Genomic DNA, 18767 nt, shown 5'->3' on the forward strand with positions numbered 1-18767 from the left:
AGGTGTGAGATTTATGGTACGAAAGGCATTTAAAATGAAGCTGTATGATAATATGGCAGAAGAATATAAAAAGCGTCATGATAATCTTTGGCAAGAAATGATAAAAATGATTCATGAATATGGTGGGAAAAATTATTCTATATTCTTAGATGAGGAAACCAACACTCTATTTGGATATATTGAATTAGAAGATGCTAAGCTGTGGGATAAGTCAGCAGAAACTGCAATATGTCAAAAGTGGTGGAAATACATGAAAGATATAATGGAAACAAATGAAGATAATAGTCCTGTTTCTGTGGACTTAAAAGAAGTATTTCATCTTGATTAATAAAAAGGCGGCATAATGCCGCTTTTTTATATAAATTATTGCTTATTCTGTCTATATTCTAAAGGAGTTACACCAAATGCATCTTTAAACTTTTTATAAAAGAAGCTAAAGTTATTATATCCTACTTCTAGGGATATATCTTCTACAGTCATATCTGTATTTTTTAAGAGAGTGCATGCCTTTTTTAATTTTTGTTCATGAATAATTTCTTTAAAAGATTTTCCTGTAGTCTTTTTTAAAAGTGTACTTAAATAATTAGGATGAAAATTAAAAGTTTTTGCTGTTTCAGCTAAAGTAGTACATATATAATTTTTTTGTATATACTCTAAAATTTTAGAAATATTCTTTGTGTTTGCGGTTTCATTCAAAATCTGCACTTCAGGAGTTTGATCTTGATAAATTTGAAGAAGTTCTGAAAAAATTAAGATAATATAGCAATTAATTATTTCTTTTGAACAAATGGAAGGGTCGAAGTATTCACACATTAAGTCTTTCATAAGGCTGTGAAGCTTTTTACGTTTTTTAGAATGAAAAATAATAAAGTTATTGTAGTCTTTACTTTGATAAATAGCATGAACTAGGAAAGTAGAAATTAAATCATTACTAGAAAGTCTGCTTAAGAGTGAAGTATCAAAGTAGTCCTTTCGCATCAAGCAATTTATAATGATGTCGTTTTCTCCTGTTGTTTCTATGGAATGAATAACATTCGTGTCCAAAATACACATATCACCTTGGCTCAAAGTTACCTTTTTTCCATTAATAATTTGAGTACATGATCCTGAATATACATAAAAAAGTTCAATAAAATCATGCTGATGAGCTGGTATAGGAATAAAACGGTGATGCTTAGAAATTGATATATTCTCATCAGGCGGCAGTATGGATTCGCCAGAAAGGACAGGAGTTTCATCATCTTCTTCCCAACGTAAAACGGGGTGAAGGATGGTCATAATTTGTTTATTAGTTAGTGTTCCTTTATGTGATGAATTTATTGAATTTATAATATACTCTTCTGCAGATGTTCGCATTTTTAGTAGTTTATCAAGTTCAGAATGATTCATATAAACACCTCCTCCAATTATATTAATACAATTATATAGAAATAAGGGTTAGAGTTCAAACAAATATTAAGTTTTGATAGTAAACCACTTTGATTTGGTTATACAACAGTTAAAGGTATTCATTTATACTGAAAGAGAACTATAAAAGCAATTTATTTATATCTTAACCATAAAGTAAGACATTTAATTACTGATTTAAGTACTATGGAGGTTTCTAAGATTTAAATATATTAAGAAAATCCAACTAGAAGTTTAAGATTAGTAGATACATATTAAACAATGGATATAGCAAATAAAAATATAGCTAGAAGTGATAAAAGATAAAGGAAGGAGAAGAAGAGCATGTCGAAAGTCTGTATTGCAATTGATATTGGTGCTTCAAGTGGAAGATTAATAGTTGGCACAATGAAAGAAGAAAAAATCATCATAAAGGAAGTCTATAGATTTAAAAACAATATGCTCAAGAAAAATGGAAGCTACTATTGGGATATGGATAAGCTATTCAAAGAGATTATGAATGGGCTTAAAGAATTTGCTAAGGAAGGAATAAATGTGGAATCTATTGGAATTGATACTTGGGCTGTTGACTATGCTCTTTTAAATAGGAAGAATGAGATGATTTCTCAAGTTTACGCTTATAGAGATCACAGAACAGATAGAACTATGGAAAAGGTATTTAAAGAAAAAAGTCCAGAAGCAATTTATGAGAAAACTGGTATACAGTTTCAACAATTTAACACAATTTATCAACTCTATGAACATGTTAGGGCCAATAAAGAAATAGTAAACAATGTTGATGTTTTCTTGATGGTCCCAGATTATTTAAACTACCTATTAAGTGGTAAAAAGGCTGTGGAGTTTACAAATGCTACTACTACTCAATTGTTTAACATAAATAATCTTGACTGGGATGAGGATTTAATAAGTATAGTTGGACTTAGTAAAGATATTTTTCCTAGGGTTATAAAATCTGGAACAATCTTAGGGGAGCTAAGAAAAGAAGTTCAAGAAGAAACAGGCTTAGGTCAGGTAAAGATTATAGCTCCGGCTACTCATGATACTGGTTCTGCTGTAGCTTCTATACCAGCAACCACAAAAGATTTTGCTTATATTAGTTCTGGAACCTGGTCTCTTATGGGAATTGAAAGTGATACTCCTATTTGCACAGAGGAGGCAAGAGTATTTAACTTTACAAATGAAGGTGGAGTTTTCAATACTTATCGTGTTTTAAAAAATATAATGGGTTTATGGTTAATTCAAGAAGTACAGAAACTATATGATTATAAGTATAGTTTTGAAGAATTGGTAACTCTTGCAGAGGAATGCAAACCTTTTAGATCTTTAATTAATCCTAATAATAGTAGATTTTTAAACCCTAAAAATATGATTAAAGAGATTAAAAACTACTGTAGAGAAAGTAAACAAGCTGTTCCAGAAACGCCGGGAGAAATTGCAAGATGTATATATGAAAGTTTAGCTTTTCAATATAAGAACACTTTACTTGAGATAAAGAAAATAAGTTCTAAGCCTATTAATAAGATTCACATAATAGGTGGGGGAGTACAAAATAAGTTCTTAAATCAGCTTTGCGCAAACTTTACTAATTGTGAAGTGTATGCAGGCCCGGTTGAAGCAACTGCTCTGGGAAACCTTGCAATGCAATTTATCACTTTAGGGGAAATATCTTCACTTAAAGAAGCAAGAAGGATCATTTCAGAATCCTTTAATATAAAAAAGTATATACCAATATATAGCAGTGATATTGAGGAAAATTGGGAAAGATTTAAATCATTGCAGTAGACAAAAGTTATATAAGGAGGATAAGAAGATGTTAGATAAAATAAATATTATTGAAGAACATTATAAAATTGCCAAAGAAAAATATGCAGCTTTAGGAGTGGATACAGATGATGTATTAAAAAAATTGGATTCTATTCCTGTGTCTATTCACTGCTGGCAGGGGGATGATGTAAAAGGATTTGAAAATCCTAATGGAGAGTTAACAGGAGGTATTCACGCTACAGGAAATTATCCGGGAGCTGCAAAAACAGCAGAAGAATTAAGAAGAGATTTAGAAAAAGCTTTTTCTTTAATTCCAGGCAAAAAGAGATTGAACCTACATGCTATTTATTTAGAAACTAATGGGGAAAAAGTGGAACGTAATGAAATTGAACCAAAGCATTTTAAAAACTGGGTTGAATGGGCTAAGAAACAACAAATAGGATTAGATTTTAATCCAACATTTTTCTCACATCCAAAGTCAAGTGATGGATTAACATTAAGTCATCCAGATAGAGAAATAAGGGACTTCTGGATAGAACATTTAAAACGCAGCAGAAAGATAAGTGAATACTTTGGAAGAGAGTTAGGAACTCCATCTATAATGAATATATGGGTACCTGATGGGATGAAGGATATTACAATTGATAGATTAGGACCAAGACAAAGATTAAAGGCTTCTCTAGATGAAGGATTAGCTGAAAAGATAGATAAGAAATATCATATAGATGCAGTAGAAAGTAAGGTCTTTGGAATAGGAGCGGAATCTTACACAGTTGGTTCTCATGAATTCTATGAAGGTTATGCAATAGCAAACAATTTAGCTCTTTGCCTTGATGCTGGACACTTTCATCCTACAGAAGTAATATCAGATAAAATATCTTCTGTATCTCTTTTTGTAAAGGATATATTATTACATGTTAGTCGTCCAGTTAGGTGGGATAGTGACCATGTTGTAGTTCTTGATGATGAGTTAATGGCAATAGCTAAAGAAATAATAAGGAACGATTTAACGGATAGGGTTCATATAGGACTTGATTTCTTTGATGCAAGCATAAATAGGATTGCAGCTTGGGTAATTGGAACAAGAAATATGTTTAAAGCATTAACTATAGCATTATTAGAACCAAATAAAGCTTTACAAAATGCAGAGAAGAAATTTGATTTTACAACCCGTTTAGCGATGAACGAAGAGTTAAAATCATATCCGTGGGAAGCGGTTTGGGATTACTATTGTTATACAAAAGGTGTACCAGTTGGTATAGAGTGGCTAGAAGAAGTAAAGGAATATGAAAAAGCAGTTTTATTAAATAGATAGGAGAATAAATATGAGTATAAAAGAATCTAATTTTATGAAAGAAATGATTAAAGTTATTAATGATATGTGGATTAAAGGCTGGGATGAAAGAAATGGAGGAAACGTAAGCTATCGTTTAGTTAAGGAAGAAGTTGAACAGTATAAAAAAGAGCTACGAGGAGAAAGAAAAATAGAACTATTCTCAGAACTCAAAGAATTAGCTGGGGAATATTTCTTAGTAACAGGTACAGGAAAATATTTTAGGAATGTAATACTTGAACCAGAGGTAAACCTTGGAATAGTCCGCATTTCTGAAGATGGAAAGTCGTACACTATACTTTGGGGACTTACTGATGGAGGAAGGCCTACTAGTGAGTTCTCAGCACATCTTTTATCTCATATTGAAAGAATGAAGGTTACAGAAGGAAAAAACAGAGTAGTTATGCATACTCATGCGACTAACCTTATTGCATTGAGCTATGTACTTGATTTAACTACTGAAAACTTTACAAAACAGCTTTGGGAAATGAGTACAGAATGTCTTGTCGTTTTTCCAGATGGTATAGGAGTTATTCCTTGGATGGTACCAGGTAAGGAAGAAATAGCAATAGCTACAGCAGAAAAAATGAGAAAACATAGCATGGTTTTATGGCCTTTCCATGGAATATTTGGAACAGGAAAAGATTTAGATGAAGCTTTTGGACTTATAGATACAGCAGAGAAGGCGGCTGAAATATTAGTTAAGGTATTTTCTATGGGGGGAAAGAAACAAACTATTTCAGATAAAGAGTTAAAAGCACTAGCAGAAGGATTTGGGGTAAAACCTTTAGATGGTGTATTGAAATAATATAAAATTACTTAAATTTAGCGCATTTGAATTATTCAGCTAGTCTCTAAATACTGATAAGTAATTTTTAATTTGACATAGCGGTTAGGGGCTAGCTGTTGATACATAAAAGAAAAAATCATATGTTCTATTTTTTACATATTGAAATGCTGTAGTGATTTTAGTATAATTATTCGGGTGTAAAAATAGAATAAAATTTCAAATTTCTTATCAAGAGAGGTGGAGGGACTGGCCCTATGAAACCCAGCAACCTAGAGCCATGCTCAGTGGTGCTAATTCCAACAGGTGTATTCCTGGCAGATAAGTATTAAGAGTCTTCTTACAATTATCTGTAAGAAGTTTTTTTGTTTTGTAAAACTTTAAGGTAAATAGTAAAGGAGAGAAAACAAAAGATGAAGGAAAATAAGAGTTCAAAATTAAAAGGAACTCCATGGGCATTAATTCCTTTAGCGGTTTTTTTAGTCATGTATCTTGTACCATCTATAGTAACTAATGATTTCTACAAGATGCCAGTTAGTGTTTCATTTATAGTAGCAAGTATGGTTGCCATAGCCATGAACAGAAATGAAAGTATAAATAAAAAGGTGGAAGTTTTCTGTAAGGGGGCAGGTAATACAGATATTATATTGATGGTTATAATATTTATATTAGCTGGAGCTTTTGCAGAGGTTGCTAAGGTTATGGGAGCTGTAGACTCAACTGTTAACCTCGGGCTTACAATTTTACCAGGCAATATACTTCTTGCTGGTGTTTTTATGATTTGCTGCTTTATATCTTTGTCTATAGGCACATCTGTAGGAACTATAGCAGCTCTTGCACCTATGGCTTTAGGAATAGCTGAAAAAACAGGAATTCCAGTCGGACTTGCTCTTGGAGCCGTAGTAAGCGGTGCTATGTTTGGAGATAATCTTTCTATGATTTCAGATACGACAATAGCGGCTACAAGAACTCAAGGATGTGAAATGAGAGATAAATTCAAGATGAACTTTGCTATAGTTATTCCAGCAGCAGTGGCTACTGTAGCAATCTTTTCCCTCATAAACATGGGCAACAGTACTGTCTTAGATGGAAGTTATGGATATAGTATTATTAAAGTGCTTCCTTATATGATAGTTCTTATTGCAGCTTTAATAGGAGTTAACGTAATGCTTGTACTTGTTGGAGGTACGATTTTCGCAGGAGTTGTAGGAATAATTACAAATACATTTGATGTGTGGGGGTTTTTAAAGGCAGTTCAAGATGGAATATTTGGAATGTCTGAACTTATAATTATTTCTCTATTAATAGGCGGAATGGTTGAAGTAATTAAATATAATGGTGGAATTGACTTTCTTCTAAGCTTTATTAGAAAAAGAATAAAAAACAAAAAGGGAGCAGAGCTCGGGATTGCAGCTTTAGTAAGCGTAGTTGATGTATGCACAGCAAATAATACTATTGCTATTGTAATGGCTGGACCCATAGTAAAAAATATTGCAGATAAGTATGAAATAGATCCAAGAAGGGCTGCAAGCTTACTTGATATTTTTTCATGCTTTTTCCAAGGAATTATTCCTTATGGAGCACAAATTTTAACTGCTGTTGGTGTAGCGAGTGCTATGAAAATATCACCTTTTGATGTAATGAAATATTTATATTATCCTTATTTAATGGGAATATGTGCAGTACTTGCAGTAGTTCTTGGTATACCTAAAATTAAGAACTAAGCAAAAACAAAGATATAGGATTAAAGTTTCAATAAGTAAAAAGTGGAGAAATTTATAATTTCTCCACTTTTTATACTTTACTGTTATTTCAATTCTTAATTAAGAAAATATATTTGGTGTTTTTTTACTATTTTCCAAAGACTTGTTCTTTAAGTTTAATCCCTGTAGGTGTAATTGCGAGTCCTCCTTGTGCTGTTTCACGAAGTTCGCAAGGAAGCTGTTTACCAACTCTATACATAGCCCAAACTGCCTCGTCAAAAGGAATCATACTTTTAACTCCGCTCATAACTAAATCTGCCGTAGTTAGAGCAGATACAGTTCCAGCAACGTTTCTCTTTGCACAAGGCACTTCTACAAGTCCTGCAACGGGATCGCATACTAAACCTAATATATTCTTTATGACAATGGCTCCAGCATCTAATGCCTGTTCCACAGTTCCGCCCATCATTTCGACTACAGCACCAGATGCCATAGCTGCTGCAGAACCACACTCAGCTTGACATCCACCTTCTGCACCGGATACTGTTGCATTTTTTGCTATAAGCATTCCAATTCCAGAAACAGTAAGAAGTGCCTTTACTAAGTCATCTTCTGATTTACCTAATTTTTCACCAGCAGAGATTATAACTGCAGGCACGATACCACAGGAACCGGCAGTAGGACAGGCAACTATTTTTCCCATAGCAGCATTAACTTCAGAAGAGGATAATGCTCTAGCCATGGCCTTAACCATAAACTTTCCTGTTAGGGTATTATTGTTTTCAGCGTATTTATTTAGCTTTATAGCATCTCCTCCTATAAGTCCACTTACAGATTTTACGTTATTTTCTAAGGCGTAATTTGCAGAATGTTGCATAACCTGGAGGGTTTTTCTCATTCTTTCAAAAACTTGTTCCTCTGTAAGAGAGCTATTTTCAATCTCATATCTTAATGTGTATTCCCAAATTGAATAATTTTTATCTTTACATATATCAATGAGTTCTTTTCCACTATTTACAAACATATTAAGCCTCTCCTTCTATTATTGGATTTATGAATTTAATATTTTCTATTTCAGGAATTTCTTTTATTTGTTGAATAATATACGGTGGAACTGTATTATCAGTTTCAAGAGCCATAGCAGCTTGAAGACCTTTACTATTTCTATATACTCTCATAGATCCAATGTTTATATTCTCTTTATATAGGAGTGTAGTGATTTTAGAAATTACTCCAGGAGTATCTTTGTGAAGAGTTATCAGAGTTGGATAATCTCCTCTAAATTCTACAGATTGGCCATCTATATCAAATATTAATATGTTACCCCCGCCTATAGAGGAACCGCTAATTTTAGATACTGTTCCATCTTCTTTTGTTATTATAAATTTGACTGTATTAGGATGAACGTCTCCTAAGTCTCCTTCTGTAAATATGATCTCTATACCTTTTTCTTTAGCTATTTCAAAAGAGTTTTTTAAATTTTCATCCCAAGGATCCATCTTTAAAATTCCAGCAACTAAGGCTTTGTCTGTTCCGTGACCTTTATAGGTCTTAGCAAAAGAACCGTGAAGAATAAATTCTACCTTTACAGGATTACCACCACAGATTAGACTAGCAAGCTTTGCAAGTCTTGCAGCACCAGCAGTATGAGAACTTGAAGGTCCTATCATTATAGGTCCTACTATATCAAAAATGCTGTAATTACTCATTTAAATAACCTCCTTTAGTATCTTATAAATAAGTTGTAAAGTATAGCATATTTTATTAATTTCTAATATAGAAGATTAATATTCAAAGTTCATTATAATAAATGGAAGTTAAGCATTTAAACAAATTATCCCTCCTATTCAACATAAGAGGGATAATTATTTTATGTTAATTTAGTTTATGCTTGCTCTATTTGTAGATTCAGATTTGCTCCATTTACGTTGGAAAAAGTCAACTAACATAGCTACAGCTTGGTCTCCAGAAACATTACAAGCAGTACCAAAACTGTCTTGAGCTATATATAAAGCTATCATTAAAGCTGTCATTTGTTCGGAGAAACCTAACATTGAACTTAGAAGTCCTAAAGCCGCCATTATAGCTCCACCAGGAACACCAGGAGCAGCTACCATAGAAACACCTAGCATAGCTATGAATCCAAACATTGTAGCAAAACTTAACTTCATTCCAAATAGCATTGATACAGCCATTGCACAAGTTGTAATAGTCATTGTGCTTCCAGATAGATGAACAGTAGCGCAAAGAGGTATAACAAACTCACGAATTCCTTTTGAAATACCCATTTTTTCTGAACATTCTATATTTACAGGAATAGTTGCTGCAGAAGATTGAGTTCCAATAGCTGTTAAATATGCTTTAATTTGTATTTTTAATGATTTAAATAGATTATTTTTACTAAAACTACATCCAACTGCGAATTGGAAAGTAATCATTGTAAGATGTAGAATGATAATAATTAAAAATACCTTCCAGAATACAGAGAATACTGCTGAAACTTGTCCTGTATAAGTCATATTAGTGAATATTCCACATATGTGTATAGGTAATAAAGGAATAACTACTTTTTCAATAACAGAAGATATTATTTCTTGTACACCAATAAAGGCATCTTTTAATGTTTTGTTCTGAGTCTTTGCTATTCCTAATCCTAGTATAAATGATATTATAAGTGCTGATATAACGTCTGCTAGTGGTGGCATTTTAATTGTAAAGTAAGGAGCTAAATCTTCTTTAGCAGATGCAATCTTGCTCATAGCATCAGAAGTTATTATTCCAGGTAGGAAGGTCTTGCCAACAATTAATGCATAAGTTCCTGAAACAACTGTGAAAATATAAGCAAAAAGAACTGTTATGCCTAAAAGTTTTCCTGCACCTGTTCCAAGATCAGCAATACCGGCAACTATAAATCCTATGATTATTAGTGGAATTACAAAATCTAAAAAGTTCGCAAATATGCTAGAAAATGTAGCAAAAATTCTAGCAAATCCTACTGGCGCAAAGTTGCCGATGATTACACCTAATATGATTCCGATAATGATTTTAGGAATTAATCCTAGCTTTTTCATGTACAATTCCTCCTTAAATTTTTAATATAAATTATAATAATATAATTATTATTAGGCAGTTATAAATTAAAATACATGAAATATAATAAAATTATTAGGCAGTTATAAATTTTAAAATACATGAAATATAATAAATCATATTTTACAAATATTCAAATATAATCTATTTTTATTTTAGCGTTACTATTGCGAGAATATATTCTGTTTACAGAAAAATGAATTATATTTAGTGCAAAAATTCAAATTATTAACTTATAAAAATAATAAAATTGATAATATTTATGAAACGTTTACAACACAAAGTATAGCATATGGAAAGGAGTATTTCAACTAATTTTAAAAAAATAAATTAAATTTTAAGAGAAAGTGTGTGTGTATAAAAAACAAGTAAATGTGGTTTAATCCACTAAAAATAGAAATAAAATTATCATACTACAAAAACTGTACGCTATATAAATACAGGTGTATTCTGTAGGAAAATTTCAAAAATTTTTTAAAATAAAATAGTGACAATTTCTAAATTTAAAGTATAATGAAAATATGTAAAGGTTTTATATGATGTTTGGAATTATTAAAATGAAATGAGAAAATGAATAAATTGCATAATTAAAATATGAGTCTTATATGTTTTTTACTTGCAAATTGAAAAAATACAAATATTATAATTGGGAGGATTATATATGACATTAGACTTAAACAAAATTAAACAAGCACAAAAGAACATTGAAGGTGTGGTAAGAAAAACACCATTAATTTATTCAAGCACATTTTCAAAACAATCTGGATATGAGATATATCTAAAGTGCGAAAATAAGCAAAAAACTGGTGCTTTCAAATTAAGGGGAGCTTACAATAAAATAATGACTTTAACACCAGAAGAAAAGGAAAAAGGAGTATTGGCGTCATCTGCAGGAAATCATGCACAAGGAGTAGCATATGCTGCAACTGCCTGTGGAATTAAATCGACTATAGTAATGCCAGCCACAGCGCCACAAGCTAAAGTAGAAGCAACAAAAGGATATGGAGCTGAAGTAATTCAGCATGGAGAAGTTTATGATGAATGCTATGAAAAGGCTTTGGAAGTTTTAAAAGAAACAGGTGCTACTTTTGTACATCCTTTTAATGATGAGGAAGTTATGGCAGGACAAGGAACTATAGCTCTTGAAATTTTAGAAGAATTGCCTGATGTAGATGCTATAGTAGTTCCGATTGGAGGCGGTGGATTAATATCTGGAATAGCTGTAGCCGCTAAGTCTATAAAACCAGATATTAAAATAATAGGAGTACAATCAGAAATAATTGCATCAACAAAAGCTTCGTTAGAAGCGGGAAAAGTTGTAACTGTAGGTGGTGCTAAATCTTTAGCTGATGGAATATCTGTTAAAACTCCAGGAGACATTACCTTTAAATATATAAAAGAATATGTGGATGAGGTTATAACAGTTTCAGAAGATGAGATATCTTATGCTATGTTCTCATTAATGGAAAGATCAAAGTTAATATCAGAAGGATCAGGCGCTGTACCTCTAGCAGCTTTGCTCGCAAATAAGATAAAGGTAGATGGCAAGAAGATTGCACTTTTAATCAGCGGTGGAAATGTTGACATGGCAATGATATTAAAAATAATAAATAGAGAGTTAATACTTCAAAAAAGAAGATTGCGCTTTAGTGTAGAGTTACAAGACAGAGTAGGAGAGTTAGGAGCGCTTATAAACCATATTGGTAAGTTAGGAGCTAATATTGTATCTGTAAGACAGGATACAAACTGGGAAGAAAAAGGAATTGATTTTGCAAATGTAGTCTTCGAAATTGAATCTCAATCAAAAGAACATTCAATAGAAATAATGAAAGAATTAAAGGAAAAAGGATATAACGTACAAAGTCTAAGCTTATCTTAATCTAATGTTGCTATCTCTCTAAAGAGAGATAGCAACATTTAAAATAAGCATTTTATATTTGTCCTAAAGCTTTTAAAATGATTTGAGATATAATAGCAGATCCTAAGTAGGTTCCTAAGAATACAAAACAAGATACTACAATTATTCTCCAACCAGATTTTTTAAAGCTGTCTAAATCTTTTCCTATAGAAATTCCTACATATGCAAGTATTGGAGTGGTTAAAGTTAGAAAATCTACCTTTTCCATATATTTTGAAATAAGTGCTGAGCATGGAAATCCGGGATAAGTTAAAATGCAGGCTAAAGTAACTATATATGCTACAGCAGGTATTTTTCCTGGAATTATTTTAGCTAATATGATCCCTAAAATAGATATAATTACAAGTATAGCCATTCCAGGAAAGGCATCTATTATATTATTTTTAGCTCCTACCATATTTCCGATTAAGGATAGGATTCCCATAAGGACAAGTATAAATAGAGAATCTTTAATTTTCATAAGCTAAGCCTCCTTGGAAGTTTCTTTTTTCTTTGTTTTGATTTCTGGAGCTTGAATACCATATTTTAATCTATACATTTTTTTATAGAGCCATTCTGTTAATGGAAGAGCAATGAATAGAGACATATAAAGACCATCTAAACCTGATAACATGTTACTTGCAGCTCCAAAAGCGGCAAGAGTTTCTTGCATATCAGGGAACATAGCACTTAAGGAACCAACAGCAGCAGTCATCATACTTGCACTTCCTACTCCGGATGCCATTGCGAGAGAATAAGGATGAAGTGGAGTATAGGCTGCGCAGAAGCTTGCTAATAATCCAAAGAATACTGTTCCGAAAACGGTGCCACAAATATATACTCCCATAACACCTTTACCTTCATCACCTTCTAAGCCGTATATGTCGCTTATCAATGCGACGTTAGGTTCGCGAGCAATAGAATGAGCTGATCCTATGGCTTCTCGCTTTAGTCCGAGAAGTACTGCTAAAGGAACTCCCAAAAATACTGTTCCAATATTTCCGAATTCTTGTAATATCAATGCAGGACTTGATTTTATTATTTTAGGAAGTGTAGGCCCTATCAATGTTCCATACCTTGCCATAAGAAGCATTAATGAAATTGTAATTAAGGAGCCTGCATCCTTCATATCTTTATCATTGACCAATTTTAGAAATTTAGGACCTAAGAATATGCCTATGATGAGTGCATAAAGCATGGGAAGAAACACCAAGGTACCAGGACCAAGTTTAAAATTTATTACACCTATAAGTTCTGATATAATAACTAGAACAAGTACAATTATATGATTTTTCCAATTTTTCACTTAATTCGCCTTCCTTTCAAAACATCCTTCTAAGAATTTTATATATTCATCTTTACTTTTAAATGTAGGTTCATAAGAATCTATAATTTCTTTTGCAGCTTTTGCATTGTCATATAATAAGTCTATTATCGTCATTGCCATAAGTTTAGCTGGAAGAATTAGGGCTGCATCATAATCTTCTACTTTAAAGTCTTTTGTGTGAAGATTTCCAGAAACTCCTCCAATAAAAGGATGTATAGCTGGTATTAAATTTGATACATCTCCCATGTCTGTTGAAGCTGCAAAATGCCCAGCGTCTATTATTTGCTCTTCGGGAAGAAGTTCTCTTGCGTTATTTCTAAATAGGTCATTTAATCTTGATGAGCATTTTAAAGGAAGATGACCTGGAATTGTATTTATGACGGTTTTTGCTCCTATAGCATAGCCACCAGCTAATAAAGCTCTATCCACTTTATCATTAGTGTTTTTTATAGCCTCTACTGTTTTAGCTCTTACATAGGTCTCCATTTTTACATCGGAAGGAACGCTGTTTACTGTATCTCCACCTTTGGTTATTATAGGATGTACTCTTATAGAATCTTCATCTCTAAATGTTTCTCTCAAAGCGTTTATTCCCATTATTCCAAGCATTGCTGCGTTTAAAGCATTTATACCATCATGAGGAGCTTCTGCAGCATGGGCTGCCTTTCCTGTGTATTGTACGGTTTTACCTAAGAATCCATTACTGCTGTCGCCAATAGCTACAGTAGGTGTTGGACAATTTTTTAAAGAGTGGAACATCATAGCTATGTCTATATCATCAAACTCTCCCCTATATATCAATTCTTGTTTTCCTGCTAGAAAGTGTATCTTTCCTTCTTCTCTTAATTTATTTCTATATTCTATTTCTATATACTCTTCTGAAGGTACTGCCATAAAGGTTACATTACCACATAGATTATTTTCGATGCCTGATAACTTTAAACCTAGTGCAGCACCTAGCATTGCAGCAATCTGTAAATTATGTCCACATGTATGAGATGCTCCTGTTTCTTTGTTTGCATTTGGACTGTCGAAACATATGACACCATCTAATTCCCCTAATATAGCTACATTAGGTCCGTAACTTTCTTTTTTTAGACTGCCTTTTACCCCAGTTAAGGCTAAGCCGCTTCTGTAATTCAAATTTAATTCCTTCATAAAATTGCAGACCTTTTCAGAAGTTTTAATCTCTTTATAGCCTAGTTCAGGGCAGCTTTCTATATCTTTGGCTAAAGTTATAATTTTGTGTGCATTTTCATCGATAGATTTACACACTAGCTGCTTCATTTCATCCTTTTTCAAGTAAATCTCCCCTTTAAATAAAAAATTCACTTCATGGAAATATGACCAGATATTAAAGTTCAAATTTCTATGAAGCGTATAAAAATAACATGAACTTATTGATAGTATTATGGGAAATTATACCACAAGAGTACATGGATTTCAATACTTAAGTAATAATATTGCAGGTAAATTCATAAAAATTCAGTCTTAACTATTCTAAACATTAATGGTAATATAAATATGAATTTAACTAATAAGATGAGGAGAAGATAAATGGGTAAATTATTAAAAGTATTTATAATGTCAGCTATTCCGCTTATAGAGCAGAGAGGGGCAATCCCTTTAGGAATAAATGTATATAACTTAGATCCTATGATTATATTCTTAGTTAGCTTTTTAGGTAGTATGCTTCCAGTGCCTTTCATACTTTTATTATTTAATCATATATTTGATTGGATGAAAAAATATAAAATTTTTAGTAGGTTTAATAATTTGATAGAAAAAAAAATAAATAAAAACTCAGCTAAAATGGAAAAGTATAAGGAAATAGGACTTATAACATTTATCGCAATACCTCTTCCAACAACGGGAGTTTGGACAGGAACCGCAGTAGCAGCATTTTTAAAATTGGATTTTAAGAAATCTATGATTTGTGCAGCTGTTGGTGCCATTATTTCAGCATTTATAATTACAGTATTATGTGTAGTTTCTCCAGCCATTTTATCGAGCGTTTTTAGAGCTTAAGGTGGGGTGTAATTAGTGATAGAGCTGATAAAAAGCCTTTTTAATAATATGGGATATATCATATTGATTGGATTTGTAGTATCACATACAAATAGTTTTAAAAACATAATACAAAAGGATAAATTTCAAAAGAAAGATTTAATTATTTTATCTTGTATATTTGGAGCTTTTGGAATATTAGGAACTTATATAGGTACGGATATTAATGGAGCTATAGCAAACACTAGAATTATTGGAGTTATGGCTGGCGGTATACTCTGTGGGCCTTTTGTTGGAATCCTGTCAGGTCTTATAGCAGGAATACATAGATTCATTATAGATTTTGGAGGTATCACAGCTTTCCCTTGCGCTATGACAACTATTACTACTGGTTTTTTGTCTGGAGTGCTTTATAAAAAATGTAAAAACAAAAATGAAGACAAGTCAAGTTATGGATTTGTAGGTGGAATTTTAATGGAAAGCATGGAGATGATCCTTATACTGCTATTATCTAAACCTTTTCACGTAGCCTTAGATATAGTTCAACATATATATATTCCAATGGGATTTACTAATGCTATTGGAATAGCCATACTGATTTTATTGATACAAAGTATATTTGAGGAAAAAGAAGAAATAGCCGCAAAACAAGCTAAAATAGCTCTAGAAGTGGCTAATAAAACTTTACCTTATTTTAGAGAATTTGAAGGCAATTCTTTTGATAAAATATGTGAGATTATAAAGGATTCTATAGATGCAGATGCAGTATCTATTACTGATAAAAAATATGTTCTTGCTCATATAGGAATTGGTTCGGACCACCATATAAAAGGACAGGAAATCCAAACGGAAGCTACTGGGAAAGTAATTAAAACTGGGGAAATTTTAGCACTTACTAAGCCTGAGCAAATTAATTGTCCTCATAAACACTGTCAGCTTAAATCAGCTATAATAGCGCCTTTAAAAGATGGAGATGAAATAGTAGGCACACTAAAGATATATTATTCAAAGGAAGATGCCATATCCTTTAGAAATAAAAATTTAGCTATTGGTCTTTCTCAAATTATTTCTACCCAGCTAGAAATAAGTAAACTTGGAAAACTTAAAGAAATGGCAACAAAAGCAGAGATAAAAGCATTACAAGCGCAGATAAATCCTCACTTTTTATTTAATGCCTTAAACACAATTATATCTTTTGTTAGAATAGATCCAGGTAAGGCTAGAGAGCTAATAATCAATTTATCTACATTTCTTAGGTACAATTTAGAAGCTGGGGATAATTTTGTAGATATATATAAAGAATTAGAGCAAGTTAAAGCTTATGTTGAAATTGAAAAGGCTAGATTTGGAGATAAGTTAAATGTGATTTATAATATAGATGAAGACTTAGATGTTAAAATACCAAGTTTAATAATACAGCCTTTGGTAGAAAATTCCATAAAACATGGAATTTTAGTAGATAGTAATAGGGGTACTGTAAAAATAAATGTAAAAAAAATTAATGATCATAATATTAGTATAATTATAGAAGATAATGGTATAGGAATTTCAGAAGAAGTTATAAATAAGGTATATGAAAATAAAATGCAGGAAAATAAGATTGGAATATGCAATGTAAATAATAGATTAAAATACATCTATGGCAGAGGACTTAAAATAGAAAGGCTCAATAGAGGAACAAGAGTTAGTTTTATAGTGCAAGCAAAGAAAGGATGATTTTATGAATTGCATAATTGTGGATGATGAATATCCTGCAAGAGAGGAATTAAAGCATTTTATAAATGAATTTAGTTCTATAGTCATAGAAGCAGAATTTGATGATTCTATAAAAGCTTTAGAATATATAGAAAAAAACAAGCCAGATGTTATATTTTTAGACATAAATATGCCTAAGCTAGATGGTATAGCATTAGGACGCATAATAAATAATTTTGAAAAGAAAATAGATGTGGTATTCATAACAGCTCATAAGGAATATGCTGTAGATGCTTTTGAAGTAGAAGCTTTTGATTATATTTTAAAACCTTATTCAGAAGAAAGAATTATGAGTACTTTAAAGCGACTAGAAAAGTCAAGAGATAGTAATAATATAAAACTAAATAATAAGATAACTCTAAAAAAGGATAATAAATTAAAAGTAATAGAAGTATGCGATATTTGTTATTGTGAAGCTAAGGAAAGAGAAACTATAATCTATACCTCTTCAAATAGATACGTAGAACATTGTAGTATATCTGAATTTTATAAAAGACTTCCTAAGGAGCACTTTTTTAAAACACATAGATCTTATATAGTAAATTTAGACAAAATAACAGAAATAATACCATGGTTTAATAATACCTACATGATTAAATTAAAGGGAATTGACGAAGAAATACCAGTGAGCAGGAATAATATCAATAATTTTAAGCAATTGATGGGCATATAAAAGCACTTTATGTGCTTTTTTTGTTCTTTAATGTTATATTTGAATACTAATTTAAAAATAATGATATAATTTAGTGCGTAATCATTATAACGTTTAGGAGGTATACGCTATGATATCATTTATAGTATGTGCTATTGCTTTAGTAGTTGGATATATCATTTATGGTAAGGTTGTTGAAAAGGTTTTCGGAGCTAGTGACAGTATAGAGACTCCAGCAATAAGACTTGAAGATGGTGTTGACTTTGTTCCAATGCCAGAGTGGAAGATATTTTTAATTCAATTTCTAAATATAGCAGGACTTGGACCTATATTTGGAGCTATAGCAGGAGCTATGTGGGGGCCAGCAGCTTTCCTATGGATTGTATTTGGATGTATCTTTGCAGGAGGAGTACATGATTATTTCTCAGGAATGTTATCAGTAAGACATGATGGAGCAAGTATACCAGAAGTTGTTGGTATGTATCTAGGAAATGGTTTTAAACAATTTATGAGAGTGTTCTCTGTTGTATTACTTGTTTTAACAGGAGTTGTATTTGTAAGTGGACCTGCAGGTATATTAAATGGATTAATACCTTCAGTTAGCACACAAACCTTCTTATATATAATATTTGCATACTATGTAATAGCAACTCTTGTACCAATAGACAAGCTTATAGGAAAGATTTATCCTCTATTTGGTATATGTCTATTGATAATGTGTTTTGGGGTTGGAGGAGCTATAATACTTGGCGGATATGATATACCAGAAATACCAACTCATCTTTACAATATGCATGCTAAAGGATTACCATTATATCCAATGTTATTTATAACAATTGCTTGTGGAGCTATTTCAGGTTTCCATTCAACTCAATCACCATTAATGGCTAGATGTATAACAAAGGAAAGCCAAGGAAAAAGAGTATTCTATGGAGCAATGATAGCAGAAGGCATAATTGCCTTAGTTTGGGCAGCAGCATCAATGAGTTTCTTTGGTGGAGTAGAAGGACTTGCTAAATTCATGGCAGAAAATAATAGTAATGCT

General features: G+C 31.8%; 17 protein-coding genes and 1 riboswitch. Of the genes, 10 read left to right on the forward strand and 7 right to left on the reverse strand.

Going from position 1 to position 18767, the window contains the following annotated elements:
* Nucleotides 1–13 precede the first annotated feature (13 nt).
* Nucleotides 14–328 carry an L-rhamnose mutarotase gene (gene rhaM, locus CPAL_RS02695; protein WP_061858760.1) on the forward strand — a complete coding sequence of 105 codons (315 nt, stop codon included), beginning with the start codon at nt 14–16 and terminating at the stop codon, nt 326–328.
* A 35-nt stretch (nt 329–363) separates the two neighbouring features.
* Here rhaM and CPAL_RS14060 read toward each other — a convergent pair whose 3' ends face one another.
* Nucleotides 364–1389 carry an AraC family transcriptional regulator gene (locus CPAL_RS14060; protein WP_061858761.1) on the reverse strand — a complete coding sequence of 342 codons (1026 nt, stop codon included), beginning with the start codon at nt 1387–1389 and terminating at the stop codon, nt 364–366.
* 342 nt (nt 1390–1731) lie between these two features.
* Here CPAL_RS14060 and rhaB point away from each other — a divergent pair, with 342 nt between their 5' ends.
* From rhaB to CPAL_RS02720, 4 genes are all read left to right on the forward strand, one after another.
* Complete coding sequence (gene rhaB / locus CPAL_RS02705; protein ID WP_061858762.1) at nt 1732–3189, forward strand: rhamnulokinase; 1458 nt, start codon at nt 1732–1734, stop codon at nt 3187–3189.
* A 28-nt stretch (nt 3190–3217) separates the two neighbouring features.
* Nucleotides 3218–4486: an L-rhamnose isomerase gene (gene rhaA, locus CPAL_RS02710; RefSeq protein ID WP_061858763.1), complete on the forward strand. Its 1269-nt coding sequence runs from the start codon at nt 3218–3220 to the stop codon at nt 4484–4486.
* Between the two features lie 10 nt (nt 4487–4496).
* Entirely contained in the window at nt 4497–5312 is an 816-nt protein-coding gene (gene rhaD, locus CPAL_RS02715; protein WP_061858764.1) for a rhamnulose-1-phosphate aldolase, read from the forward strand.
* A gap of 204 nt (nt 5313–5516) precedes the next feature.
* Nucleotides 5517–5619: riboswitch (SAM riboswitch) on the forward strand.
* Nucleotides 5620–5704: 85 nt separating this feature from the next.
* Nucleotides 5705–7015, forward strand: coding sequence for a Na+/H+ antiporter NhaC family protein (locus CPAL_RS02720; RefSeq protein ID WP_061858765.1), 1311 nt, complete (start codon nt 5705–5707; stop codon nt 7013–7015).
* Between the two features lie 127 nt (nt 7016–7142).
* Here the strand turns inward: CPAL_RS02720 and sdaAA are convergent, their stop codons facing one another.
* The 3 genes from sdaAA to CPAL_RS02735 all read right to left on the reverse strand — a co-directional run bounded on the left by sdaAA (nt 7143) and on the right by CPAL_RS02735 (nt 10065).
* Nucleotides 7143–8018, reverse strand: a complete 876-nt coding sequence (gene sdaAA / locus CPAL_RS02725; protein WP_106024041.1) for an L-serine ammonia-lyase, iron-sulfur-dependent, subunit alpha — start codon at nt 8016–8018, stop codon at nt 7143–7145.
* Nucleotide 8019: 1 nt separating this feature from the next.
* A complete protein-coding gene (sdaAB, locus tag CPAL_RS02730) occupies nt 8020–8703 on the reverse strand; it encodes an L-serine ammonia-lyase, iron-sulfur-dependent subunit beta (protein ID WP_106024042.1) in 684 nt (227 codons plus the stop codon).
* Between the two features lie 171 nt (nt 8704–8874).
* Nucleotides 8875–10065, reverse strand: a complete 1191-nt coding sequence (locus CPAL_RS02735; RefSeq protein WP_061858768.1) for a dicarboxylate/amino acid:cation symporter — start codon at nt 10063–10065, stop codon at nt 8875–8877.
* A 680-nt stretch (nt 10066–10745) separates the two neighbouring features.
* On the opposite strand from CPAL_RS02735, the gene ilvA reads away from it, so the two are divergent.
* Complete coding sequence (ilvA, locus tag CPAL_RS02740; protein ID WP_106024043.1) at nt 10746–11963, forward strand: threonine ammonia-lyase; 1218 nt, start codon at nt 10746–10748, stop codon at nt 11961–11963.
* A gap of 52 nt (nt 11964–12015) precedes the next feature.
* Here the strand turns inward: ilvA and CPAL_RS02745 are convergent, their stop codons facing one another.
* The 3 genes from CPAL_RS02745 to CPAL_RS02755 are packed head-to-tail and all read right to left on the reverse strand — an operon-like array spanning nt 12016 to nt 14610.
* Nucleotides 12016–12462, reverse strand: coding sequence for a hypothetical protein (locus CPAL_RS02745; RefSeq protein ID WP_061858770.1), 447 nt, complete (start codon nt 12460–12462; stop codon nt 12016–12018).
* A gap of 3 nt (nt 12463–12465) precedes the next feature.
* Entirely contained in the window at nt 12466–13287 is an 822-nt protein-coding gene (locus tag CPAL_RS02750) for a DUF3100 domain-containing protein (protein ID WP_106024044.1), read from the reverse strand.
* Nucleotides 13288–14610, reverse strand: a complete 1323-nt coding sequence (locus CPAL_RS02755; RefSeq protein WP_106024045.1) for an amidohydrolase — start codon at nt 14608–14610, stop codon at nt 13288–13290.
* 255 nt (nt 14611–14865) lie between these two features.
* Between CPAL_RS02755 and CPAL_RS02760 the strand changes: the two genes are divergently transcribed.
* The 4 genes from CPAL_RS02760 to CPAL_RS02775 form a co-directional block, all read left to right on the forward strand.
* Nucleotides 14866–15336 carry a COG2426 family protein gene (locus CPAL_RS02760; protein ID WP_106024046.1) on the forward strand — a complete coding sequence of 157 codons (471 nt, stop codon included), beginning with the start codon at nt 14866–14868 and terminating at the stop codon, nt 15334–15336.
* 15 nt (nt 15337–15351) lie between these two features.
* Nucleotides 15352–17031 carry a sensor histidine kinase gene (locus tag CPAL_RS02765; protein ID WP_106024047.1) on the forward strand — a complete coding sequence of 560 codons (1680 nt, stop codon included), beginning with the start codon at nt 15352–15354 and terminating at the stop codon, nt 17029–17031.
* 4 nt (nt 17032–17035) lie between these two features.
* Nucleotides 17036–17743 carry a LytR/AlgR family response regulator transcription factor gene (locus CPAL_RS02770; protein ID WP_106024048.1) on the forward strand — a complete coding sequence of 236 codons (708 nt, stop codon included), beginning with the start codon at nt 17036–17038 and terminating at the stop codon, nt 17741–17743.
* A gap of 109 nt (nt 17744–17852) precedes the next feature.
* On the forward strand, nt 17853–18767 hold a 915-nt coding region (locus CPAL_RS02775; protein ID WP_146126574.1), incomplete at its 3' end, for a carbon starvation CstA family protein.

This window comes from Clostridium thermopalmarium DSM 5974 (assembly GCF_002995795.1).
Taxonomy (GTDB): Bacteria; Bacillota; Clostridia; order Clostridiales; family Clostridiaceae; genus Clostridium_H; species Clostridium_H thermopalmarium.